The 24,165-nt window shown below is 56.1% G+C and carries 21 protein-coding genes; 17 read left to right on the top strand and 4 right to left on the bottom strand.

Annotated features, from left to right (window positions below):
• Window positions 1-8 precede the first annotated feature (8 nt).
• From BW956_RS03485 to BW956_RS03475, 3 genes are all read left to right on the top strand, one after another.
• Window positions 9-1,217 (top strand): acyl-CoA dehydrogenase family protein, encoded by a 1,209-nt coding sequence (locus tag BW956_RS03485; protein WP_076460841.1) that lies wholly within the window; start codon window positions 9-11, stop codon window positions 1,215-1,217.
• A complete protein-coding gene (locus BW956_RS03480) occupies window positions 1,214-2,347 on the top strand; it encodes an acyl-CoA dehydrogenase family protein (RefSeq protein ID WP_076460839.1) in 1,134 nt (377 codons plus the stop codon). Before BW956_RS03485 ends, BW956_RS03480 begins: the two co-directional genes overlap by 4 nt.
• 151 nt (window positions 2,348-2,498) lie before the next feature.
• Entirely contained in the window at window positions 2,499-4,172 is a 1,674-nt protein-coding gene (locus BW956_RS03475; protein WP_076460837.1) for a methyl-accepting chemotaxis protein, read from the top strand.
• Window positions 4,173-4,264: 92 nt separating this feature from the next.
• Here the strand turns inward: BW956_RS03475 and BW956_RS03470 are convergent, their stop codons facing one another.
• From BW956_RS03470 to BW956_RS03460, 3 genes are all read right to left on the bottom strand, one after another.
• Window positions 4,265-5,098 carry an NYN domain-containing protein gene (locus tag BW956_RS03470; protein ID WP_076460835.1) on the bottom strand — a complete coding sequence of 278 codons (834 nt, stop codon included), beginning with the start codon at window positions 5,096-5,098 and terminating at the stop codon, window positions 4,265-4,267.
• A gap of 332 nt (window positions 5,099-5,430) precedes the next feature.
• A complete protein-coding gene (locus tag BW956_RS03465) occupies window positions 5,431-7,560 on the bottom strand; it encodes an NAD(P)/FAD-dependent oxidoreductase (protein ID WP_076460833.1) in 2,130 nt (709 codons plus the stop codon).
• A 50-nt stretch (window positions 7,561-7,610) separates the two neighbouring features.
• Window positions 7,611-8,441, bottom strand: a complete 831-nt coding sequence (locus tag BW956_RS03460; RefSeq protein ID WP_076460831.1) for an alpha/beta fold hydrolase — start codon at window positions 8,439-8,441, stop codon at window positions 7,611-7,613.
• A gap of 224 nt (window positions 8,442-8,665) precedes the next feature.
• Here BW956_RS03460 and BW956_RS03455 point away from each other — a divergent pair, with 224 nt between their 5' ends.
• The 5 genes from BW956_RS03455 to BW956_RS03435 are packed head-to-tail and all read left to right on the top strand — an operon-like array spanning window position 8,666 to window position 14,070.
• Window positions 8,666-9,397, top strand: coding sequence for an SDR family NAD(P)-dependent oxidoreductase (locus tag BW956_RS03455; RefSeq protein WP_076460829.1), 732 nt, complete (start codon window positions 8,666-8,668; stop codon window positions 9,395-9,397).
• A 7-nt stretch (window positions 9,398-9,404) separates the two neighbouring features.
• Complete coding sequence (locus BW956_RS03450) at window positions 9,405-10,034, top strand: nuclear transport factor 2 family protein (protein WP_076460827.1); 630 nt, start codon at window positions 9,405-9,407, stop codon at window positions 10,032-10,034.
• A 38-nt stretch (window positions 10,035-10,072) separates the two neighbouring features.
• Complete coding sequence (locus BW956_RS03445; RefSeq protein ID WP_076460825.1) at window positions 10,073-11,902, top strand: long-chain-acyl-CoA synthetase; 1,830 nt, start codon at window positions 10,073-10,075, stop codon at window positions 11,900-11,902.
• A 20-nt stretch (window positions 11,903-11,922) separates the two neighbouring features.
• On the top strand, window positions 11,923-13,134 hold the full coding sequence (locus BW956_RS03440; RefSeq protein ID WP_076460824.1) for a thiolase family protein: 1,212 nt from the start codon (window positions 11,923-11,925) through the stop codon (window positions 13,132-13,134).
• 3 nt (window positions 13,135-13,137) lie between these two features.
• Window positions 13,138-14,070, top strand: coding sequence for a bifunctional OB-fold nucleic acid binding domain-containing protein/MaoC family dehydratase (locus BW956_RS03435; protein ID WP_076460822.1), 933 nt, complete (start codon window positions 13,138-13,140; stop codon window positions 14,068-14,070).
• Between the two features lie 187 nt (window positions 14,071-14,257).
• Here the strand turns inward: BW956_RS03435 and BW956_RS03430 are convergent, their stop codons facing one another.
• A complete protein-coding gene (locus BW956_RS03430; protein ID WP_076460820.1) occupies window positions 14,258-16,168 on the bottom strand; it encodes an NACHT domain-containing protein in 1,911 nt (636 codons plus the stop codon).
• A gap of 542 nt (window positions 16,169-16,710) precedes the next feature.
• Between BW956_RS03430 and BW956_RS03425 the strand changes: the two genes are divergently transcribed.
• The 9 genes from BW956_RS03425 to BW956_RS03385 all read left to right on the top strand — a co-directional run bounded on the left by BW956_RS03425 (window position 16,711) and on the right by BW956_RS03385 (window position 24,164).
• Window positions 16,711-16,947, top strand: coding sequence for a hypothetical protein (locus BW956_RS03425; protein ID WP_076460818.1), 237 nt, complete (start codon window positions 16,711-16,713; stop codon window positions 16,945-16,947).
• Window positions 16,913-17,134 carry an NAD(P)-dependent oxidoreductase gene (locus BW956_RS22855; protein ID WP_083702914.1) on the top strand — a complete coding sequence of 74 codons (222 nt, stop codon included), beginning with the start codon at window positions 16,913-16,915 and terminating at the stop codon, window positions 17,132-17,134. The genes BW956_RS03425 and BW956_RS22855 overlap by 35 nt, the downstream gene beginning before the upstream one ends.
• A gap of 378 nt (window positions 17,135-17,512) precedes the next feature.
• Window positions 17,513-18,535 carry a CNNM domain-containing protein gene (locus BW956_RS03415; protein WP_076460816.1) on the top strand — a complete coding sequence of 341 codons (1,023 nt, stop codon included), beginning with the start codon at window positions 17,513-17,515 and terminating at the stop codon, window positions 18,533-18,535.
• Between the two features lie 231 nt (window positions 18,536-18,766).
• Window positions 18,767-19,657, top strand: a complete 891-nt coding sequence (locus tag BW956_RS03410; protein WP_076460814.1) for a VOC family protein — start codon at window positions 18,767-18,769, stop codon at window positions 19,655-19,657.
• Window positions 19,658-19,685: 28 nt separating this feature from the next.
• Complete coding sequence (locus BW956_RS03405; protein WP_076460812.1) at window positions 19,686-20,558, top strand: CoA transferase subunit A; 873 nt, start codon at window positions 19,686-19,688, stop codon at window positions 20,556-20,558.
• 14 nt (window positions 20,559-20,572) lie between these two features.
• A complete protein-coding gene (locus BW956_RS03400; RefSeq protein WP_076460810.1) occupies window positions 20,573-21,382 on the top strand; it encodes a CoA-transferase subunit beta in 810 nt (269 codons plus the stop codon).
• A 13-nt stretch (window positions 21,383-21,395) separates the two neighbouring features.
• Window positions 21,396-22,319 (top strand): enoyl-CoA hydratase, encoded by a 924-nt coding sequence (locus tag BW956_RS03395; RefSeq protein WP_076460808.1) that lies wholly within the window; start codon window positions 21,396-21,398, stop codon window positions 22,317-22,319.
• The gene (locus BW956_RS03390) at window positions 22,316-23,410 is read left to right on the top strand and encodes an NAD(P)H-dependent flavin oxidoreductase (protein ID WP_076460806.1); all 1,095 of its coding nucleotides are present in this window, start codon (window positions 22,316-22,318) and stop codon (window positions 23,408-23,410) included. Before BW956_RS03395 ends, BW956_RS03390 begins: the two co-directional genes overlap by 4 nt.
• A 1-nt stretch (window position 23,411) precedes the next feature.
• Window positions 23,412-24,164 (top strand): enoyl-CoA hydratase family protein, encoded by a 753-nt coding sequence (locus tag BW956_RS03385; protein ID WP_076460804.1) that lies wholly within the window; start codon window positions 23,412-23,414, stop codon window positions 24,162-24,164.
• Window position 24,165 lies beyond the last annotated feature (1 nt).

The following is a 24,165-nucleotide window of genomic DNA, read 5'->3' as shown; positions in this document are numbered from 1 at the left end:
TAACAATAATGAGTGCTATCGAAACTTTCCGCGCCGAAACCCGCGCCTGGCTCGAGGCCAACTGCCCCGAGTCCCTGCGCGGGGCGGCCGCCAGCGGTGAGCTGGTCTGGGGCGGCTCCCAGGTCGAATTTGCCAACGAAGACCAGCGTCTCTGGTTTGAGCGCATGCGTGATCGCAACTGGTTCTGTCCGGACTGGCCCGCGGCCTATGGCGGTGGTGGCCTATCGCCAGAAGAGGATGCGGTACTGCAGCAGGAACTTAAACGCCTCAAGTGCCGCCCGCCGCAGATCAATCTGGGCATCTGGATGCTGGGGCCGGTGCTGCTGGAGTTCGGCACTGAGGAGCAGAAGCAGCGCCTGCTGACGCCGATGACCCGTGGTGAAGTGCGCTGGTGCCAGGGCTTCAGTGAGCCCAATGCCGGCTCCGATCTGGCCAATATCCGCACCACCGCGGTGGACGCAGGCGACCATTACGTTGTTAACGGCAGCAAAATCTGGACCTCCTACGGCGACAAGTCGGACTGGATGTATGCGCTGGTGCGCACCGATAACAGCAGCGCCAAAAAGCAGGAAGGGATCAGCCTGCTGGTGCTGGATATGCATGCCGAAGGGGTTGAAGCCCGACCGATCGATCTGATCAGCGGCAAATCCTCTTTCTGCGAGGTGTTCTTCGATAACGTCAAAGTGTCCAAGGACAACCTGATCGGGCCGTTGAACGGCGGCTGGACCCTGGCCAAGCGTCTGCTGCAGCATGAGCGCAGTGCCATGTCCAAGTTCGGCGAGTTCAGCCTGCCGACTCACTTCGACCTGATGACCATTCTCGGTGACTACCTGCCTGACGCCGACACCCCCTCTGATATTGCCCTGCGCGCCCGTGCTCAGGCCTGTGCGCTGGATGAGCATGCCTACAACCTGACCGTACAGCGTATGGGACAGCAGGCCCGTGCCCGCCAGGATGTCAGCGGTATTGCGGCCATCATGAAGCTGGTGCACAGCGAGCAGGAAAAGCAGAAGTTCGAGCTTCTGGTGGATGCCATGGGCCACCGTGCTCTGGGCTGGGATGGCGACGAGTTCAGCGAGCAGGAACTGGCGATCAGCAAGGCCTGGCTGATGAGCTACACCCAGACCATCGCCGGTGGTTCGTCCGAAGTGCAGCTGAACGTGATCGCCAAGCGGGTGCTGGACCTGCCCGATGCTCCCAAAGGAGGCGCCAAATGAACCTGATTTATAACGAAGAGCAGCGCATGCTGCTGGATACGGCGCAGGAATTCTTTGCCGAGCGCAGCCCGGTGTCTGCTCTGCGTGCCCTGCGTGATCGCAACGATGAGCTCGGGTTTGAGCCGGCGCTCTGGCAGGAGATGACCGAGCTGGGCTGGACTGCCATTCCCTTCCCGGAAAGCCTGGGTGGGCTGGAGTTCGGTTACACAGGCATGGGGACGGTATTCGAATCGGCCGGCCGCCATCTCAGCGCTTCGCCGTTGCTGTCATCCGTCGTGCTCTGCGGTTCCATCCTTGAGCAGGGTGGCAGCGCGACCCAGCAGGAAAGCTGGCTGGCAGAGCTTGTTGCCGGCAATAAGCGTCTGGCATTGGCCGTTGATGAAGGCTCACGTCACAACCCGCATAATCTCGCCCTGAGTGCTGTGCGCACCGAAACCGGCTTTCAGCTTGATGGCGAGAAAGTGATGGTGGTGGACGGCCTGCAGGCTGATGGCTGGATCGTAGCGGCGCGTACCGGTGATGCAGCTGATGCGATCAGTCTGTTTATCGTGCCTGCAGACACGCCGGGAGTTGAGCAAAAGCGCCAGAACCTGATCGATTCCCGCAACACGGCTCGCCTGACGTTCACCCATGTTCAGGTCGCTCCGGAACAGCTGATTGCTGAGCTGGATAAGGGGGCTCCCATACTGGAAAGCGCACTGGACCGAGGCCGTGCCTGTATTGCTGCCGAGCTGCAGGGCGCCTGCGAAGAGTTGTTCAAGACCACGCTGGAGTATCTGCGTACCCGCGTGCAGTTCGATGTGCCCATCGGTTCCTTCCAGGCGTTGCAGCACCGCGCTGCCTGGATGCATGTGGATATCGAGCTGGCACGTTCCAGCCTGATGGCAGCACTGGATGCGATCGACTCCGGCGATGCCCAGGCGGCGCAGCTGGTGAGTCTGGCCAAATGGAAAGTCGGGCAGATGGCCGACAAGGTCAGCAGCGAAGCGGTGCAGATGCACGGCGGCATCGGTGTCACCGACGAGCTGGACGTGGGGCTCTACTTCAAGCGCATCCGTGTGCTTCAGGCACTGCTGGGTGATGCGGATTATCACCTCAATCGGGCGGCTCCTTTGCTCGAAGAGGCCTGAGCCTGTCGGCAGGGAGGCGTCCGTCTCCCTGCCTGTTGTGCAGCCTGGCTGCATGCGATTCCCGAATTTTCAGATATCCGTTAAGACCTTTGCCACTGTGGCAGGGGCTTTGCCGGCTCCAAATAGCGGATGTCTTAGATGAGAGACGGATATGAAAATAAGAACAAAATTCCTCACCCTCTCCATAGTCCCCATGATGCTGGTGGTGCTGGCCGTCATGCTGGTGGTGCAGTGGCAGCTACAGCAGTTGGAGAACAAGGAGATCAGCACCATCCGCACGGAGATGCTGGAGGCTCGCCAGCAGGAACTGCAGAACTATATCGACATGGCGATGGGCGCGATTCGGCCGCTGCAGCATCGTCTGGATATGCGTTATAACGAGAAAATTGCTCAGGCCAAGGAAGTGCTGAATGGCATGACCTTTGGCGAGCAGGGTTACATCTATGGCTACGATCTGGATGGCAATATCGTCTTCCACTCTGGCAACCCCGAGATGATCGGCCAGTCGGTGCTGGATTTGCAGGATGCTGACGGCAAGCCATTTGTTAAGGACATCATCGATACGGCCATGGATGGTGGTGGCTTTGTGCAATTTCGCTGGCCCCGTGAACAGGGTGAGGCGCCTTCACCCCACCTGACCTTCTCCCGTGAAATCGAAGTTTGGGGCTGGGTCATTGCCACCGGCTTTTTCATCGATGATATCGATGCGGAGGTCGCCCGTCGTGAAACCAGCATTGCCAATACCGTGACTCAGATGATGATCTGGATTCTCGTATCCGGTGTGGCTCTGGCATTACTGGTCAGTGCGGTAAACCTGCTCCTGTCTCGGCGCATGCTGGCGCCCTTGCAACAAACCGCCCGCGCCTTGCTGGATATCGCAGATGGAGAAGGGGACCTGACCCGACGCCTGAATGTGCACAGCCGGGATGAAGTGGGTGATGTGGCTCGGGGTTTCAATGGCTTCGTCGACAAGATCCACCAGCTGGTGCAGGAGGTGCAGAGCGCGGTCGCTTCGTTGAGCCAGTCGACGGCGTCAATGACCGATGTTGTCAGCCAGACCCAGGCCGATACCCGCCGCCAGCGTGAAGACACCAGCCGAACGGCAGCCGCGATTCAGGAGATGGTTGCTGCCGTACAGGAGGTGGCTTCCAGTGCGTCCCGGGCGGCGAGCGCGGCCCAGCAGGCGGATGGTGACGCCAGTAAGGGTGATCGGGTGGTTGCAGACACCATTCAGGCGATCAACCGATTGGCAGAAGATGTGCACCGTTCGGCTGAGGTGATGGCACGCCTGGGGCAGGATGCCGACAACATCGGCAGTGTGGTTTCGGTGATCAGTGACATTGCCGAGCAGACCAACCTGTTGGCACTCAATGCGGCCATTGAAGCGGCGCGTGCCGGTGACCAGGGTAGAGGTTTCTCGGTGGTCGCTGACGAAGTCAGAAGCCTGGCAAGCCGAACGCAGCAAAGCACTGAAGAGATTCAAAGCATGATCGAACGGCTCCAGAATGGTGCCCGCGAAGCCGTTGGTGTTATGGGCAATAGCCGCGAACAGAGTGGCGCTACCACTGAGCGTGCCGCCAGCGCCAGCCAGTCACTGCAGCAAATCACCGCCTCTGTCGCCACCATCAATGAAATGAACACCCAGATCGCTGGCGCCGCCGAACAGCAGACAGCCGTTGCGGCGGAGATCGAAGGCAGCGTTCAGCAGGTCGCCGAGATCGCCGACAAGGCTGAACACAATGCCGAGGTGTTGGCGTCGACTACTGCTGATATGAGCGAGCTGGAGCAGCGTTTGAGCAAACTGGTGATGGCATTCAAGGTCTAGCGTTTATAAGAGCCGCTACAAGATCCAATACCTCCGCCTGCCGGGCGGGGGTATCTATTGAAACAGCGGCGTTGACATCTTGTAGCCCGCCTTTATTCATCCAGCGTACTTGGGTTGTAGTGCGGATTTGCGCTTCCAGGTCGAGGAAGACCGGACTGTAAACCATCAATGTGCTCAAACAGGTCTGCATTGACCTGTTGCCAGAGTGGATCAAGGATAAACTCTATACCTTCGCGTCTTGCCAGTTTGGCCGCAGGTACGAAGTCACTATCTCCAGCAACCAGAATGATGGTATCAACCTGGCGCTTGAGCGTGAGGGAAGTGATGTCGACACCAATTCGCATATCTACGCCTTTCTGACGCAGCCCCAGGCTAACAGCACCAGTATCCAGTGAATTCCACAGGTCACGGAGTTTCATCAGGCTGGCAACCTGTTCGGCTGAAAAGGTGAAGGCTGTTGCTTCAGTGTCTTCCCCGGCCTCGATTTCCTCAAGTTGCTCCAGGGCATTGACCCACTGACGTGTTTTCAGCAACTTTTTAGTCAAGCGAGGAGACAGGGTCCAATCCTTGTCCTTGTTTACTTTGCCCAAGCGTAAGGCGACCTTACGCATTTTGCGAAGGAGATCAAAAAGCTCATTGCGGTAACGCGCAACGTCCGACTTGGCAAAGTCGATTGGTCGGTTATCAATGGGATGATGGGCTTTTCCTTCGTATGGCAAAGCATCATAGAAGAAAATGCGGTACACATGCTGCTGCCAACGAGAACCACCCTCTCCGGTAAGATTGCGGATATGGTTTCGGCACATGCGTCGAATACAGGACGCAACATTCTCGGCTGAATCACAGTCATTTTCAGGGACGAGTTTATTGAGTCGTTTGAGGAAAAAACCGCCATCAATGAGTATGGCAATGTTGCGGTTGTTCATGGCAGGCCCCCGCAGTACAGAATCCCGGGGTGGCCAGAAAGAAGGAAGCCCCAGGGGATCGGCACACCCTCTGGATGTTTGAGGGGGCTTACTGCCAAGGGGCGGATGTAAAGCCAAGTCTGGTATTGAGTAGGCTCATTGTCAAGCACTGAAGCCCTGGAAAGATGCGCGCGTCCTTGCTGCATACTGATTCCTTGCATATACGCTTTGACGTATGAATTTAAGGCAAGGCTACCCTAAGTCACAGGCGACGGGAAGTGGTGTAATCCGGCATGACTTTGCTGCCGCAAGGGAAGAGTTAAAGAGAAGAGGGAGCCGGAGGCTCCCGTGGTTCACAGGCTCACGGCCGCCTTAATCCCCGAGCGCAGAGCGCCTTCGATATAAGCCACTTCGGCACCGTCACCGATATTGATCACCTCTATGCCATGCTTTTCAAGACTGTGGCTCAGGCAGTTATTGGTCTCGGCACCCACAGCCAACACGACCGAGTCAGCGTCCAGCTCATGGCCTTTGCCTTCGGCGTCGGTGTAGCTGAGGGCCTTCTTGCCGATGGTGTGTATCTGGGTGTTTTTCTCCATGCGCACGCCGTGGCTTTCCAGGTTGTGCAGCACTCTCCAGCGGCGCACGATAGAAAGTTCGGCACCCAGGTCCGGCCCCGGTTCCAGTACCTGTACCTCGCGGCCACGTTCTACCAGAAACTCGGCCAGCTCCAGCCCGACCAGCCCGCCACCGATGATGGCGACCTTCTTGCCCAGTGGCATCCAGAGTTTGGACAGGCTTTGAATGGCCTCGGTACTGTTGGTGACGCCGACCAGTGAGCCGGATTTCATCATGACGCGCTGGGTAACGCTGAGCTTGCGTTTGGCGATGTCGGCACCTTCACCGGTCATCAGCTTGCGCAGTTCATCGCCGGACCATACATGCTTCTGGTCGGCACCCGGGATGTCCGGTGCGTTGCGACGCGCACCCACGGAAAGGATCACCTGATCGGGGTTCAGTTCTTTGACCAACACCTCATCCGCATTGGTATTCAAACGGACATCGATGGGCAAATCACGCACCTGCTTGATCAGATAGTCGAGCAGGGGACCGTTTTCCGGGTAGGCCAGGGCTGCAAAGAACAGGGTACCGCCGAGGCGGCCACTGCGCTCCACCAAAGTGACCTGATGACCGCGCAGAGCACTGACGCGGGCGGCTTCCAGACCGGCCGGACCACCGCCGACTACCAGCACCTTCTTGGGGCTGTCGCTGGCGATCAATTGCAGTTCGGATTCATGGCCCGTTTGCGGATTGACCGCACATTTGACCCGCTCATTGATGAAAATCTGGCTGACGCACGCGTAGCAATAGATGCAGGGGCGCACATCGGCAGCGCGGTTTTCACTCAACTTATTGGGCAGGTCTGGATCAGCCAGCAGCTTGCGGCCCATGGCCACGAAATCGCATTTGCCGTCTTCAATTGCCTTGTCTGCCACCTCGGGATCAAGGCGACCGGCAGCGGTGACCGGGATATCGAGGTGCTGGCGAATATGCGCCGCCCATTCGAGAAAGCGCGCCCGGTCGTGCGGAATCGGTGCCTGGGTAAAGGCATTACCGTTTTTCAGGTTGGCGTAGGCTGATACACTGATCAGATCGATACCGGCGTCCTGTGCCATTTTGGCCGTGAGCGTGGCGTCTTCCAGGCTGATGCCGCCGGGCAGATCCAGCTCGATCGCATCCATGCGCATCCACACCGGGTAATCCTGGCCCACCCGTTCACGCACGGCTGCAATCACTTCCAGCAGCAGGCGGGCGCGGTTTTCCAGCGGGCCGCCGTACTCGTCGTCACGGGTGTTGTAGTAGGGCGAGAGGAAACCCGAGATGATATAGGTGTGCCCGGCATGGATCTCGACGCCATCGAAGCCCGCCTTTTGCGCACGCTCGGCGGCATCAGCAAACCAGCTGACCATCTGTCGGATATCATCCTTATCCATCACCCGAATACGGACACCACCTTTCTCGCGCCCCTTGGAGGAGCTGATAAAGCGGCCCAGTTCGGATTGGGTCAGGGCGGCAAACATGTCGGTGTTGGCGGCCGGCGGCATGGACGGCACCCACAGCTCGCGGCCTTCAGCCAGGTCGCGCACTGAGGTCTTGCCGGCATGCTGCAGCTGGATGGCAATCTTGCTGCCGTGCTTGTGTACCCGGTCGGTGAGCTGTTTCAGTCCCGGAATGAAATCATCCGATGAAATACCCACCTGATAGGGCTCGGCGGTGCCGGCGGGGTAGGCGATGGAGCCGACCCCCATGGTCAGCATACCGGCACCGCCCTTGGCGCGGGCCTCATAAAAGGCTTGGATGCGATCGCCACAATGGCCGGAGCATTCGGCCATGTTCGACCCCATGGGAGCCATCAGAATGCGGTTTTTCAGCTCCAGCGAGCCGATCCTGCCTGGTGTGATAAGGTGTTGAAAAGCGGCCATAGGCATCACTCCTGAATCTGTTCAGAGTATGTACTCTTGATGACGGGACTTCAGCCCTGCTGCATGAAATCGATACAGGTGCGGTTGAACAGGTCGGTATGTTCAACCTGAACCCAGTGGCCACAGCGGTTCAAAACGGTGAAGCGTGCTTCGGGGGCATTGTCCATGAACTTGAACACCCCTTCGACGGGATTGAAGCGGTCGTTGCTGCCCCAGAAACCGAGAATCGGGCATCGCAGTTCACTCAGGCGCTCGGTCATGTTGGGCACCATCATGGTGGAAAACAGGTTGGCCGGCTGTAGCACCGCCACGGCGGCACGTTCTTTCAGCAGTTCCTCATCCAGCTGGGATGCATCGTACAACTGCAGCTGCATCACCTGACGCATCTCTTCAACGCCCATGGGGCCCTGGCCGAACACTTCGACCATACGTACGATCCCTTCCATCTGGAAGTAGGTCTCGCGCTCTTCCACGCCACCGGGTGCCATGAGTACCAGACGTTCAACTGTGTCGGGGTGTGCGAGAGCCTGGCCCAGTGCAATGGCACCGCCCAGTGAGTTGCCCAGCAGAGTGCAGCGTTCTATACCGGTGGCCTGCAAGAACTGATTCAGGCACTCAACGAAAAAGTCGAGGTTGTAGTAGGCATCTTCCGGCTTGCTGGAACGGCCAAATCCCGGCAAGTCGAGCACGATGTTACGGAAACCGGCTTCGGCAAAGATCGGGTAGTTGGTCTTGAAGTTACTGAAACCGCTGGCGCCGGGGCCGCTGCCATGCAGCCAGATAACGACCGGGCCTTCTCCCGCCTCCAGGTAATGCAGTGTCAGGCCGTTTTCCAGTTCAGCGTACTGGCCGATGGGCAACGGCAGGTCCAGATGGTCCATGGTGTTCTCCTTATTATGGCGTCGGCATGGCGCCGCCGCGGACAGATCGGGTCGCATTAATCCTCTTATCCGCTGCCGTCCGCATCATCGTCCGTTCAGACCAGTCAGAAGTAGTTAGGGTCTTAGTCTTGATGGACGATGTAGCGGTTGCAGGGGTGGCTGAAGATGCATCACACAACAAGAACCTGAAGCGGTGTGCCTGAGGGTGCACGGGAGGACGTGTGATGAAACATCAAGGCAAGGTGGTATTCGTAACCGGCGCAGGCCAGGGCATGGGACAGGCAGTGGTACAGAAGTTTGCTGCCGAGGGTGCCAAAGTGGCCGCCATTGATATCAACAAGGAAGCGGCTGAAGCGACTGCTGCGGCTTGCGACGGTGAGGTAATCGCCATCGCCTGTGATATCGCCAACAGCGAATCGGTGCAGGGCGCCATGCAACAGGTTAAAGAGGCCTTTGGCCGCCTGGATGTGGTGGTGAACAACGCCGGCACCGGTGCTGTCGATGAGTTCCTCAATACCCCTGATGAAAACTGGGATCGCGTTGTGGGCGTGAACCTGAAGGGCACCTTCCTGTGCTGCCGTGAAGGCGCTCGTCTGATGCTGGAGAACGGCGGTGGTTCCATCATCAATGTTTCCAGTTCTGCCGCTGTGTCCGGTGAAGGCCCCAGCCATTACGTGGCGTCCAAGGCCGGTGTCATGGGCCTGACCCGCAGTATCGCTCGCGAGCTGGCGCCCAACGGTATCCGCGTTAACACCCTGGTGCCGGGCGCAACCAACACGCCGATGATGCAGGGCATCCCGGAAGAGTGGATGCAGCAGATGATCAACGCCATTCCCATGGGCCGTATGGCCGAGCCGGACGATGTGGCCAAGGTTGCCTCTTTCCTCGCCAGCGATGATGCCGGTTTCATGACCGGTCAGAATATCGCCGTAAACGGCGGCATGGTCTTCATCTGAGGTGAGTATGGCTGAGATGACACTTGAACAGCGCCTGGACCGGGTGGAGTCCACCGAAGCGATCCGTCAGCTGGCGGGGCGTTATTCCCTGTCGCTGGATATGCGCGATCTGGATGCACACGTAAATCTGTTTGCGCCGGATATCCGCGTGGGTCGCAACAAGTTGGGCCGCGAACATCTGAAGGCCTGGGTGGATACCACCCTGCGTGATCAGTTCACCGGGACTTCACACCACCTGGGGCAGCACATCATCGAGTTCATTGATGAAGACCATGCAATCGGCGTGGTGTATTCCAAGAACGAGCATGAGACCGGCCCCGAGTGGGTCATCATGCAGATGCTCTATTGGGATGACTATGAACGCATTGATGGCCAGTGGTACTTCCGCCGTCGTTTGCCCTGCTACTGGTACGCCACCGATCTGAACAAGCCACCCATCGGCGACATGAAAATGCGCTGGCCGGGGCGTGAGCCCTATGAAGGTACCTTCCATGGTTTGTTCCCGTCCTGGCAGCAGTTCTGGAGTCAGCGCCCCTCGACAGATGAGTTGCCAGAGGTCGCGCCGCCAGCTCCGGTAGATGCCTTTTTGCAAACCATGCGCGGTGATACACCACCGCCCAAAATCCGGGTACGCTGAGCCAGCGGCCCATAACATAACAACAAAGGAAGCAGCGCATGAGTGCCAATCAATCTGCGCCATCACCCGCGGTGGTGCCGCGTGAGGAAACCCAACAGAAGTTGATCCGCCGGGCTCAGGCGGCGGGCCAGATCAAACCGCTGGATCACTATACGATTGCGGATCGTATCGAGGAAAAAGCCGCTGAGCTGGGTGAGCACCCGTTCATCCTCTACAGTGATAGCCGCTTCAGTTATGCCGATGTAAACGCCCGGGCCAACAAGGTTGCCCATGCGGCACTGGCGTGCGGGCTCAAGCCGGGTGATGTCTGTGCCATGGCTTTGGAAAACCGCCCCGAGTTCTTCTGGACCTGGTTCGGTTTGACCAAAATCGGTGTTGTGGTGGCATTCATCAACAACCAGATCACGGGCAAACCCCTGCAGCATGCGCTGGAGTCCACAGAGGCAAAGGCTGCCATTGTGGGTGAAGAGTGTGCACACAACTTTGCCCAGACACCCGGTATCAAAACGCCGCTCTGGTTGCTGCCGGATGCGGAAAAGCCGGCGTCGGATGCCGACCTTCAAGGCCTGAGCAGCGATTTCATCACCGCGCTGGAGCAGGCGTGGAGCACCCAGGTGGATCGCTCCTACCGGGAAGGCATTACCGCGGAAACACCGACCCTGCTGATTTTCACCTCCGGCACGACCGGCTTGCCGAAGGCGGCCATCTACAGCCATATGCGCTGGCTCTGCTCGGGCGATGTGATGGAAGTGACCATCGATTCCACGCCGGATGATGTTTTCTACTGCTGCCTGCCGCTGTATCACGGCGCAGCGGCGACATCGGTAACGTCCACGGCGCTGCGCTCTGGGTCTACCATTCTGGTAAGGCGCAAGTTCAGCGTCAGCCGCTTCTGGCAGGATGTGCGCGATAACGGTGTCACAATTTGTCAGTACATCGGTGAAATTTGTCGTTATCTTCTTAATCAGGATAACGAGTGCGGTGAGCACAAACTGCGCTGCATGATGGGTGCAGGCTTGACCGCAGAAACCTGGAAACGCTGGATCGACCGCTTCGGTGAGATGGATGTCTATGAAGGCTGGGGCTCAACCGAGGCCAACACCAACCTGATCAATGTGGATAACTACATCGGCTCCTGCGGGCGTGTGCCGGACTGGAATACCACCAACTTCCGTCTGCTGCGTTACGACATGGAAAACGATACCCATGTGCGTGATGCCGATGGCTTCTGTATCCAGTGTGAACCCGGCGAGGTAGGGGAAGGGGTCGGCATGATCATCAACCACCCCGAGATTGGTGGTGGCCGTTTTGAAGGCTACACCAACCCGGACGCCACCGAGCAGAAGATTCTGCGCAACGTGTTCAGCGAAGGTGACAGCTGGTGGAGTTCCGGTGATCTCCTGCGCTATGACGAAAACGGCTATTTCTATTTCGTCGACCGTGTGGGCGATACCTTCCGCTGGAAGAGCGAGAACGTTTCCACGCAGGAGGTGGCCAACGCGCTGGGTGATCTGAGCGGAGCCGAGCTGATTAACATCTATGGCGTACAGGTGCCGCAGCATGAAGGTCGTGCCGGTATGGCGGCGATCGTGATGCAGGAGGGCGAGAGCTTCGACCCCCAGGCTCTGTACGACCTGACGGAAGAGCGCGTACCGCGCTATGCCGCGCCCCAGTTTGTCCGTGTCAGCGCAGCCGCCGACATGACCACCACCTTCAAACTGCGCAAGGTCGATCTGCAGCGTCAGGGCTACAGCCCGGAGCACTGCGCCGACCCGCTGTATGTGCGTGATGACAAGGCCGGTACATACCGCCCCTATTCGGCTGAAGCGTTGGCCGCTGTCGGGCTGCCGCCGTTCGAATACCAATAACAAGGCGTTGGGAGAGAATAATGGGATTGAGAGGAGATGCCGCAATTGTAGGTGCGGCGCAGTACAAGCCTGAAAAATATGCCACGGCACCACAGATGTTCCATCTGGAGCAGGTCGCTGATCTGGCTTCGCAGGCACTGGAAGATGCCGGCCTCAAGGCCAGCGACCTGGATGGTCTGGTGATCAACGGCCCCCAGTTTCATGAAGCCTCTGTATTTGTGCCGGCCATGGCTGCCGAGTACCTGGGCGTTGAGCTGAACTTCGCCGAAGTGGTGGACCTGGGGGGCTGTACCCCGGTCGGCATGATCTGGCGCGCGGCGGCTGCCATCGAGCTGGGTCTGTGTGAAGCCGTGCTCTGCGTGATTCCGATGCGCATGGCGCCGTTCGGCCCCAGTGAAGACCCGGCCTGGATGGCCCGTGCCATGCGTTTTGGTGGCCACAGCACCGCCTACGGTGCGCCCGAGGCCGAGTTTGATCTGCCTTACGGTCACATGGGCCAGAATACCGGCTACGCAATGATCGCCCAGCGTTACGCCGCACAGTATGGCTACGACCCGGAAGCGATGGCCAAGATCTGTGTTGACCAGCGTACCAACGCCCAGGCCAACCCGGATGCCATGTTCTACGGTAAGCCGCTGACCACCGAAGAAGTGTTGGGCAGCAAAATGGTGGCAGACCCGCTGCACGTGCTGGAGATCGTGATGCCGGTGGCCGGTGGGGCTGCCGTCATTGTCACCTCCAAGGATGTGGCCAAGCGCACCAAACACCGCCCTGCCTTCGTGAAGGGCTTTGGCGAGCGTCTGTCGTTCAAGTCACCGTCCTACGCCAAGGACATGACCGTAACGCCGGTGGCTGAAGCGGCCAAGCGTGCCTTCGCCATGGCGGGCGTCAAACCCGAGGATATGGATGCGGCACAAATCTACGACTGCTACACCATTACCGTGTTGCTGTCGCTGGAAGATGCCGGCTTCTGCCCGAAAGGGGAGGGGATGCGCTTCATCAAGGAGAACGATCTCACCTTCAAGGGCAACTTCCCGCTCAACACCCATGGTGGCCAGCTCAGCTTCGGTCAGGCCGGCAGCGCCGGCGGCTTCTCTCAAGTGATTGAAGCCTACACCCAGATTGCAGGCCGCGCTGATGCCCGTCAGCTCAAGCGCTGCGATCAGGTGTTCGTCTCCGGGACCGGCGGCGTAATGAGTGAACAGGGCGCATTGATTCTGCAGGGGGGCTAAGTCATGAACGTAAAACCGATGCCAGAGATGACCGAGATCTCCAAACCCTTCTGGCAGGGCCTCAAAGAGGGCGAGATCCGCATTCAACAATGCAACCAGTGTGATGGCTGGGTGTTCTTCCCCCGTCGTCACTGCAGCCACTGCCTGGCCCATGACCTGGAGTGGAAGCCGGTGTCCGGCAAGGGCACCCTGTACAGCTTCACCCTGACCCGCATTCCCACCCTGCCGGAATTCGCCGACGAAATGCCCCAGGCACTGGCAGTGGTTGAGCTGGAACAGGGCGTGCGCATCAACACCACGCTGGTAGGGCTGGAAGAAGACGAGATCAAAGTGGGTATGGCGCTCAAGCCGGTGCTTGATCAGGTTGATGCCAAGGGCAACACCCTGCTGCGCTTCACCGCTGCCGACAAGTCACTGGACAGCCTGCCCTACATGAACCCGCTGGGCAGCTTGCCGCGCAACGAACAGGGCCAGATTCAGGTAGCTGTGGATAACCCGACTGCCCTGCAGGCACTGGTCAGTGACGAGTTCACCGAGTGGAGCAACAGCATCACCGTGGACCAGGAACTGATCAACACCTTTGCCGAGCTCTCCGGTGACAACTACTGGATCCACACCGATCCGGAGCGTGCCGCCAAGGAAAGCCCCTTCGGCACCACTATCGCCCACGGCTCGCTGGTGCAGGTACTGCAGTCGCGCCTTAACTTCGCGTTGCCGTTTGAAATTACGGGATTCCAGACCATGGTCAATTACGGCTCTGACCGTCTGCGCTTCCCGGCTCCCGTCCCGGCCGGATCCGAGATCCAGGCCCGTGCGCGGGTGAAGTCAGTGCAGCAGTCCCGCAAGGGCACTGCGCTGACACTTGAGGTCCATGTCCACGTTGTGGGTAATGACCGCCCGTCAGTGATCAATGATCTGGTGATCCTGTATCGCTGACAGACTCTGTGTTCATGCTGTGTGCTTTGCTTGCCGCCCTTCGTGAGAGGGGCGGCTTTTTTGGTTTTGGAGTTTTAGTTTTCTGGTCGAAAGTTGCCTGGTGCATGAAGTAAACGTTAGCGTGTCTTTCGATAAGCATACGCGGCAAATACCAGAGAATTTTTACTATGATATCGAATTTTATTATTTAGAAATCTAAAAATCTTATTTTTTCGTCACGAGATTTAACTTTTTTGAAAGTATGTAAGCATATGTCATCATATAGGACTTTACATGTAGATGAATATAAGTTGAATAAATGTTTTACTGATCCTAGAGCGTTAGTAAGCTCATAAGCATCAATAACCCTATAAACTGAAGTTAAAACACCACTGTTTTTTTCTTTTTTTATATCGCAAGAATCTGATAAAAGAAATGGTTCTAATTTTTTCATAGCATAATTTAAATCGTGTTTTGACACTTCATTCATAATATCATTGATGCCAAACTCTTTATCGTATTTTTCATCAGTGTTAAAACAGAACCAATCAAGTAGTGAAAAGTCATGGTTGTCAGGATAACTAATCGAATTTGCAGATATTTTGTCATCAAGAACTAATAGGTCTATTTGTATCATTTCTAAATCTGAGCGGAATTTTGATAAAGATGGCTTTTTATAGTTACCAGAATTTATATCTACAATCCCAGTGACATTGAAAATTTCTAAAATAAAGTTTTTTTCATAGAAATGTTGGTCTATATCGGATAAGAACTCTATAACTTTACCATATGACCCTCTACTTCCGTCACTTGATATGACTTTGTCGTAAAATTTTTTCTTTTTTTCGTCGGGTAGTCCCTTAATATACCTGGCTGTGTAGTATTCTTGTATTGATCTGTGGATGTATGAGTATCTATCATAACCATCATTGACAATTAGATTTGTTATATCTACAACGTCAACTTTTATCGACTCGGCTTCTTTGGTGTCGAATCCACATAGATCCAAAGCACTCCGAAAATAAGTTAGCATTGATTCATCGCTGTAACCGTAATCCGATTTTCTGAAGCTAAGAAAACAAAAAGCGGAAAAGCAATCCTTCGCATCATATTCGACTATTTTAGATTTTATTTCCCGTGGAAAACCAGGCTTGTCTAGTTTGTCATGTTTTTTATAAAGGCATATGAATATTTCTTCATAAAACCTAGATACACTATCTGGAACAGTGTCAAGCATATGGTAAGTGCTCATGAAGAGCATAACTAATATCGGGCTAACAAGTAGTTCTTCTAAGGTTTTGTTTTCATTTACAATAGATATATATTCTTGCGATGCTATAGAATTTTTTGAGTTTTTATAGATGATACTGAATATGTCTTGCTTGGAAAGATCGCATAAGAAAATGTTTTCTATATTTACTGATCTGCATATTTCGGTGTCTGGCCTACTGGATACTAATATATCAGCCATATATCTAATTGATAACTTTTCTATTTCTTTTAGCCAGTAGCCTCTTTTTGAACTTTCAACTTCATCAAAACCATCTAGGAAAATAACAATTCTTTTACTTTGTAACAATAATGTAAACGTACTAAACTCTATATCACTAACAAAGTGGATAAAACCTTTGAAAAGTTCCTCTTCAATTGTGCCGTCGCCAAAATCACGTAAGTTAAAATAAAAAGGAATTTTGTTTCCTTCTTTTAAGGTTTCTCCAAAAATATATTTAAACGAAGTGGATTTTCCTTGGCCGGCTTTGCCTACGAGGTTTACAAAAATATTATCTTTTTTAAATTCAGTCAGTCCAGTAATGTCTGACAAGGATTCTATTTTTATAGCTTGACGTTTTTTGGACTTTGCTGATAACGGATGGTATATGTTGGGTATATCATGAATAGTATCCGGATCAAATATGGTACGAATACGTAATATTTTTTGTGCATGTTCACAATATCTTTTTGCAGAATCATCGGATTTCAATAGTTGAAAAATAGTTTTCGCCTCTTCAGACCCTGAACGCCATGCCAGTGAAAGGCCTTTGGATATGGCCTTTTGAAATAATGGCAATAATGCTTTACCGGCAAAGGATGTTATAGCTGCTGTAGTTGCTGGCTCCATGTGAAAACCTACATTTAATATTTTGATTTATATCAGCGAAGAAAATGAGGTTATAGTAACCAAGAACAATTTCTTCCATGAAAATTCATATGCATACATATGTTTCGGTTATTAATCTAGTAAAAATATAGTTTTTATTAATAATGGACTATTTTCTGGGGTGTTACTAGTGTCAATTACGAGTTGCCAGATTACTTATATATAAAAATAAATTCTATTCCTTGGTCTTTTTAATCGCGTAAGATTATAACGCTTAAGAGGTTCTGGAGGCTATTATCCTTTCCCCCCATTCATTTTCCCCAGTTCTGTTTAGTCTCAATGGACGATGAGGCGCCGTACATCCCTCCTGAAAATGGACAAATTGAGGCATCCGCTGTGATGTGATTTGACGACCGATATTCGCAAACTGGGTGGCATTGTCAGGTCTGTGTGCCCGGCTGGCGGTCTGTCTGGTTTCAAGTCGTATAAGTTGCGGACAAAGAATGGCGTATAAATAAATGTCCTGTTCGTGCTTCATTCCTGCTATCCGCTAAGGCCACTCCATGAATACTGATGCGCGCTATATCATCTGGTTTCTCGGCTTTATGAAGGGCAGGGGCGTTGACACCCAGGCCCTGTGCTCGGCGCACCAGCTCAGTGACCTTGAATCTCTGGACGCCTCCATCAGCAGCGCGACTCATCGAGCGCTATTGGCAGATGCCCTGCGCCTGACCGACGATGGCGGTCTTGGTTTGAAGCTGGGTTATCCACATCTCCCGTGCGGCGCTGATCGACCATGATGCGCCGAGGGAGAGACTGGACAGTGGCCAGATCGCTCGTGCCTCTCTCGATGTGGCCAGCCCCGAACCATTGCCGGCCGGGCATTGGCTGTATCAGCATCCGCGTGTGCAGCTCAGCCCGCACATCTCCTGGAACGGTCCGCTTAGCCATGAGCGAATGAAACATGCCTTTCTGGACAGCCTGTAGAAAATTGGGGGCAGAGTAGAAAATCAGATGTGGTCCGAGCCAGGGCATTGGCTGTCATAATCATTCGTGTATGCAGCTAAGCCCGCACATTTCCTGGAATGGTCCGCTCAGTCACGGGCGTATGATTCATGCTTTTATGGACAACCTGCGCCGCTGGCGTGCCGGTGAGCCACTGCAGGGCATCGTTAATACGGATGTGTGTTATTGAGTTCAGTTGGGCACAAGTCTCTACAGAAATCTGAACCCCATAGCAGACCGCCAGGCATTAGTTTGGCGGTTTTTGTATGAATATTTTTTGCATCAAGCCATGCAACCAAAATCCGCCAATCTAATCTAATATGCCAACATCATGACCTTTAGGGGGTAACACTCTAACCTATGGCACTGCTGATTGCGTTTGCCGTTTTATCCATTGGCGTTTCTTTTTTATGCTCCATTCTGGAGGCAGCGCTCCTGTCTCTGACCCCAAGCTTTATCGCCCATCAAAAACTTGAGCGGCCGCGCTTACATGAGCGGTTAAAAGTGCTCAAGGATCAGGTCGACCAACCGCTTGCCGCCATTCTTACCCTGAACACCGTTGCCCACACCGTGGGTGCCACAGGCGTAGGTGCGCAGGTGACGGTAGTATTTGGTAACGGTTATCTGGGTATCGCTTCTGCGATTATGACCGTATTGATTCTGGTGTTGTCCGAGATCGTGCCCAAAACCATCGGTGCCCGCTACTGGCGTTCTCTGGCGCCGTTTCTGCCGCCTCTGTTGAACAGCATGATTCTGGTGCTGAAACCTTTTATCTGGTTGTCTGACCAGGTGATGAAGCTTTTGGGTGGTAATGACCACGATCATGACGTACGCCAGGAGATCAAGGCGATGGCCATTTTTGGATGTGAGCTTGGGAAGGTGGACGCCGATGAGCAGCGCGTGATTGCCAACGTTCTCGATTTGCATGAAGTCAAAGTGCGTGAAGTGATGACACCTCGTATCGTCTGCGTATCCGTTCGGCCAGACATGCCGCTGGACGACTTTCATCATCTGTTACGCAAGAGCCAATTTTCCCGCTACCCGGTGCTGGATGAGCAAGAAGTTCCCAAAGGCGTCATCCTGCGCCGTGATCTACTGATGCGAGAACCCGAGCATGAGGTGGTCGCAGATATGATGACCCCGGCGATAGTTGTATCCGACATGCAGAATGTCGAGCAGGTGATGAACCGGCTGATGCAGGAGCGCCAACACATCGCGCTGGTGTATGACGAATACGGCAGCTGGGAAGGCGTGGTCACCATGGAAGACATTCTGGAAACCATCATCGGTCAGCCCATCATGGACGAAACCGACGCCATCCCCAACATGCGCCGCTTCGCCCGCCGCCGCTGGGCAAACCGCCGGAAGGAACTTGTGGAATAAATAAGTGAACGGGCCTGAGCAGCCAGGCCCGTTTTCATCACGTTTCCAAGACAGTTCCGCTCAGCCAGACCACACACTTGGCTGCCACTCTTGCCGCCCTTAAAGCCTGCCTTTCAGCACACATTTTTTCTCCCATTCATTTTCCCCGATTCTGTTTAGTCTCAATGGACGATGAGGCGCTGTACCACCCTCCTGATAATGGGCAAAAGAACAAGACCCCGGAGGGATGTGATGATCGATATTCGCGAGTTGGGCTACTTTGTGGCCCAGGCCGAAAGCCTGAAGGAATGGCAGGACTATGCCGAGAATGTGCTCGGCATGATGACCACAGAGGCACCGGAAGGCGGGCTGTACATCAAGATGGACGCGCGTCCTTTCCGTATGCTGATTCTGGAAGGCAGCGAAAATCGCTATCTCGCTTCCGGTTGGGAGCTGGCGTCTGAAGAGGCTTTCGCCGCTGCGACTGCCGAGCTGGATCAGCGTGGTATCGCCTGGGAAGCGGGTGATGCGGTGCTGTGTAATCAGCGCGGTGTTCAGGCGCTGGCGATCCTGCGCGACCCGGCGGGCAACCGTCATGAATTGTACTGGGGCCATCGCTCCGATTTCCAGCCGTTTGTATCGCCGCAGGGCGTGCCGCGCTTTGTCACCGGCAATATGGGCCTTGGCCATGTGGTGCTGCCGGCTCCCAACTTCGATGAAACCCGTGCCTTCCTGAAGGATGTGCTGGGCTTCGGTCTCTCCGACACCATGAATCACAAACCAGCGCCGGATGCCGATCCGCTGCGCATCCACTTCATGCACTGCAATAACCCGCGTCATCACAGCCTGGCGATTGCCGAGTTCCCGGTGCCGTCCGGTTGTGTACACGCGATGGTGGAAGTGGATTCCATGACCGAAGTGGGCCGCGCCCATGACCGTCGTGAAGCCCAGGGCGTGAAGCTGTCCGCCACCCTGGGTGAGCACCTCAACGACCATATGACTTCCTTCTATATGAAAACCCCGTCCGGCTTCGACATGGAGTACGGCTGCGGTGGTTTGCAGGTGGATTGGGACGAGCACAGCGCGTTCGAGTTCACCCGCGTCAGTGTCTGGGGTCACGACTTCTCGGTCGGTTTCAAATAAGCGGTCGGTTGCAACTAAGGAGTATTCAATGAACAAGCAGATAACGGCCGCAGAAGCGGTAGCCCAACTGCGTGATGGCATGACCATCGGCTTTGGTGGCTGGGGGCCGCGTCGTAAACCCATGGCGGTGGTACGCGAGATCCTGCGCTCGGATGTGAAAGACCTGACGGTTGTGTCCTATGGCGGCCCGGAAGTGGGCATGCTGTGCGCCGCCGGCAAGGTGAAGAAGCTGATCTTCGGTTTTGCCACGCTGGATGCGATTCCGCTGGAGCCCTGGTTCCGCAAGGTGCGTCAGGCAGGTGAAATCGAAGTGATGGAGCTGGACGAGGGCATGTTCCAGTGGGGCTTGCGTGCTGCCGGCATGCGTCTGCCGTTCCTGCCGACCCGCTGTGGTCTGGCAACGGATGTCACCAAACACAACGATCTGCGCACCATTCAATCGCCTTACGACGATGGCGAAGAGCTGCTGGCGATGCCGGCACTGAATCTGGATATGGCCTTTGTGCACGTCAACAAGGCCGACAAGCTGGGTAACACCCTGATCACCGGCAGCGACCCCTATTTCGATCATCTGGTGGCCCGCGCAGCCGAGCGTTGCATCGTTTCCACGGAGGAGCTGGTCGACAAGCTGGAACTGGATGCGGCCAGCGCACGCTTCAACACCTTCGAACGTTACCTGGTACAGGGCGTGGTGCATGCACCCAAGGGCGCTCACCCGACCATGTGTGCCCCGGACTACGGCTGGGATCTGGCGCACATGAAGCGCTATGTCGCCAGTGCCAAGGAAGAGGGGGGCTGGCAGGTCTATCTGGATGAGTTCGTGAACAACGGCGAAGACGCCTACCAGACCGCCAATGGTGGTGCTGAAGCCATGGGCGCGCTGCCCGTGCCGACATTCTGAGGAGAGTCACAATAATGACGACCAACTGTGAGTTTACGCTGGCCGAACTGATGATTGTGGCCGCTTCCGAAGCCTTCCGTGGCGATGGCGAGATCATCGCCTCGGGCCTGGGCATCATCCCGCGTCTGGGCGCCAGCCTGGCCAAGATGACCCATACCCCGGAACTGATGATGACCGACAGCGAATCCCTGCTGGTGGAAGAGCCGATTCCGGTCGGCCCGCGCGGTGATTACGTGCCCAAGTACTCCGGCTATATGTCGTTCGAGCGTGTGTTCGAGTGTGTCTGGGGTGGCAAGCGTCACGCCATGATCGGCCCGACCCAGATCGACCGTTTCGGCCAGACCAACCTGTCTGTAGTGGGTGACTACGACAAGCCCAAGGTGGCGATGCTGGGTGTGCGCGGTCTGCCGGGCAACAGCATCAACCATATCAACTCTCTGTTCGTGCCCAGCCACAACACCCGCGCCTTCGTGGCCGGTGAAGTGGATATGGTCTCCGGCGTTGGCTACAACCCGGCTCGCTGGAGCAAGAACATGCGCCAGGACCTGATGGAGATCCGCCATATCGTCACCAACCTGTGCGTGATGGATTTTGGCGGCCCGGACCACGCCATTCGTGTGCGTTCACTGCATCCGGGCGTGACCTTTGAAGAGGTGCAGGAAAACACCGGCTTTGAACTGCTGAAGGCACCGGACATGGGCGAAACCGCGCATCCGACCACCGAACAGTTGGCGATTATTGCCCAGCTGGACCCGCACAACCTCCGTTCCCGTCAGCTCAAGGATAACCCGCCGGGTATCCGCAGCGCGTCCAACGACCAGTAAACAGGAGCCTGTCATGACAGCAGCCAATCAAGCCCATGAATTCGTGCAGCGCGAAGATAAGGCCGTCTACGAGACCGAGCAGCCGGTGCTATACAGCGTGGAGAACGGTATTGCCACCGTCACCATGAACCGTCCCGGTTTCAACAATGCGCAGAACTCGCAGATGACCTATGCGCTGGACGCAGCCTTCCGCCAGGCGGTGGACGACGACAGCGTTAAGGTGATCGTGCTGCGCGGCGAGGGCAAGCATTTCTCTGCCGGTCATGACATCGGCACCCCGGGGCGCGATATCAACAAGGAATTTGACCGCAGTACCCTCTGGTGGGACCACACCAACAAGCCCGGCGGCGAATACCTCTACGCCCGTGAACAGGAAGTCTATCTGGGCATGTGCCGCCGCTGGCGCGACCTGCCCAAGCCGACCATCGCCATGGTGCAGGGCGCCTGCGTGGCCGGAGGCCTGATGCTGGCCTGGGTGTGTGACCTGATCATCGCCAGTGATGATGCCTTCTTCCAGGACCCGGTGGTGCGTATGGGCATTCCGGGCGTTGAGTATTTCGCGCACCCCTACGAACTTAACCCGCGTATTGCCAAGGAGTTCCTGTTCCTGGGTGATCGCATGAGTGCCGAGCGTGCCCGCGAAATGGGCATGGTGAACCGCGTGTTCAGCCGCGACGAACTGGCTGAAGCGACCTATGACATCGCTGGCAAGATTGCTCGTCAGCCGCGCATGGGGCTGGCACTGACCAAGCAGGTGATCAACCACGTGGAAGATCTGGCCGGTAAGCGCAGCGGAATGGAAGCGGCCTTTGCCTGGCACCATTTCGCCCATGTGCATAACGAACAGATCTCCGGCGACCTGCTCGGCGGCTTTGATGCCAAAGGCATGGTGAAAGCCAATAAGGCAGAAGCATCAGCCAACGGAGACAAGGCATGAGCGCCCTGTTGCAGACCGAGCTGACCCGCCGTTTGGGCTGCCAGTATCCGATCATCCAGACCGCCATGGGCTGGGTGTCGGACGCCAATCTGGTGATCGCGACAACCAGGGGTGGCGGCTTCGGCTTTCTGGCCGGTGCCACCATTGAGGCGTCTCAGTTGGAAGGCGAGATCAAGAAGGTGATCGACGCCACTGGCGGCAGCAACTTCGGCCTCAATTTCCACATGTTCCAGGAAAACGCCATGCAGTGCGTGGAACTGGCGATCAAATACCGATTAAAAGCCGTCAGCTACGGTCGTGGTCCGGACAAGGAAACCATTGGCCGGCTGAAAGCCGCAGGCGTGCTTTGCATTCCCACCGTGGGTGCGGTGAAACATGCGATCAAGGCGGTGGAGCTGGGTGCGGACATAATCACCATTCAGGGCAGTGAAGGTGGCGGCCACACTGGTGGCGTACCGACTACCATTCTGCTGCCGCAGGTCTTGGATGCCGTGGATGTGCCGGTCATTGCAGCCGGTGGTTATTCCAATGGCCGTGGTCTGGCTTCTGCGCTGGCTGCCGGTGCCGCCGGTATCGCCATGGGCACCCGCTTCATGATGACCTCTGACTCGCCCACACCGCAGCAGACGCTGGAACGTTACCTGGCGGTGCAAGACCCGCAAAAGATTCGCGTCACTCTGGCGGTGGATGGCATGCGTCATCGCATGGTGGAAAACGCCTTTATCCACACGCTGGAAGGTGCCAGCCCGATTCGCAAGCTGTGGATCGCGCTGAGCAGCGCACGCCAGTGGAAGCGCGAAACCGGCATGACCTTCGGCCACATGATTTCCACGTTCTTCAAGGCTGTGAAAGAGGACCCGGCGCAGATGTCGCAGGTGGTGATGTCCGCCAACCAGCCGGTCCTGCTGCAGCGTTCCATGGTTCAGGGCTTCCCTGACGAGGGCATTCTGCCCAGCGGCCAGGTGGCCGCCGCCATCAATGAATTGATAAGCGCGCCGGAGCTGATCGCTCAGATCGCCGGTGATGCTGAAACCTGCCTGGACGCGCTGGTTGCCCGCGCGAACGGTCAGGCTCTGGAGGAGGCTTCCTGATATGAGTACTGCGTTTACGACCCAAATTGAAAACGGTGTTGCCGAGCTGGTGATTGCCAAGCCGCCGGTGAATGCCCTGGACAGCCGCGAGTGGTTCGAGCTGGCCGAAGGCATTGAAGCCCTGGGCCGCAACCCGGACGTGCGTGTAGTGCTGATTCGTGCCGAAGGCCGCGGTTTCTGCGCCGGTGTGGATATCAAGGAACTGGATCAGTACCCCGAGCGCATCGTCGCCGTGAATGGCGGCAACTACGCCACCTTCAAGGCGGTGCATCGCTGTGAAGTACCGGTGATCGTGGCCGTACACGGCTTTGTGCTGGGTGGCGGCATCGGTATTACCGGCGCAGCCGACATCGTCTTCGCCTCCGAGTGCGCCACCTTTGCGCTGCCGGAAGTGGATCGCGGCGCCATGGGCGGCGGTGCTCACCTGCAGCGTCTGTTCCCGGTGCAGAAAGTACGTCAGATGTTCTTCACCGGTGAAACCGTGACGGCTCGGGAAGCCGACCGCTACAACTTCATCGAAGCGATTGTGCCCAAGGAGCAGCTGCGCGAAACCGCACTGGCCACGGCTGCAAAAATCGCTGCCAAGAGTCCGGCCATGATCCGTATCGCCAAAGAAGCGCTGAACGGTATCGAGGACGGCAATCTGGAAGACAAGTATCGCTGGGAGCAGGGCTTCACCCTGCAGGCCTACACCAGCCCTGACTCGGCAGAGACCCGTCGGGCTTTTGTCGAAAAACGTGACGCCAGTTTCTGAG

This window comes from Marinobacterium stanieri, from assembly GCF_900155945.1.
Lineage (GTDB): Bacteria > Pseudomonadota > Gammaproteobacteria > Pseudomonadales > Balneatricaceae > Marinobacterium > Marinobacterium stanieri.
Note: the sequence above shows the minus strand (reverse complement) of the source record. Positions and strands in the feature narration are given on the sequence as shown.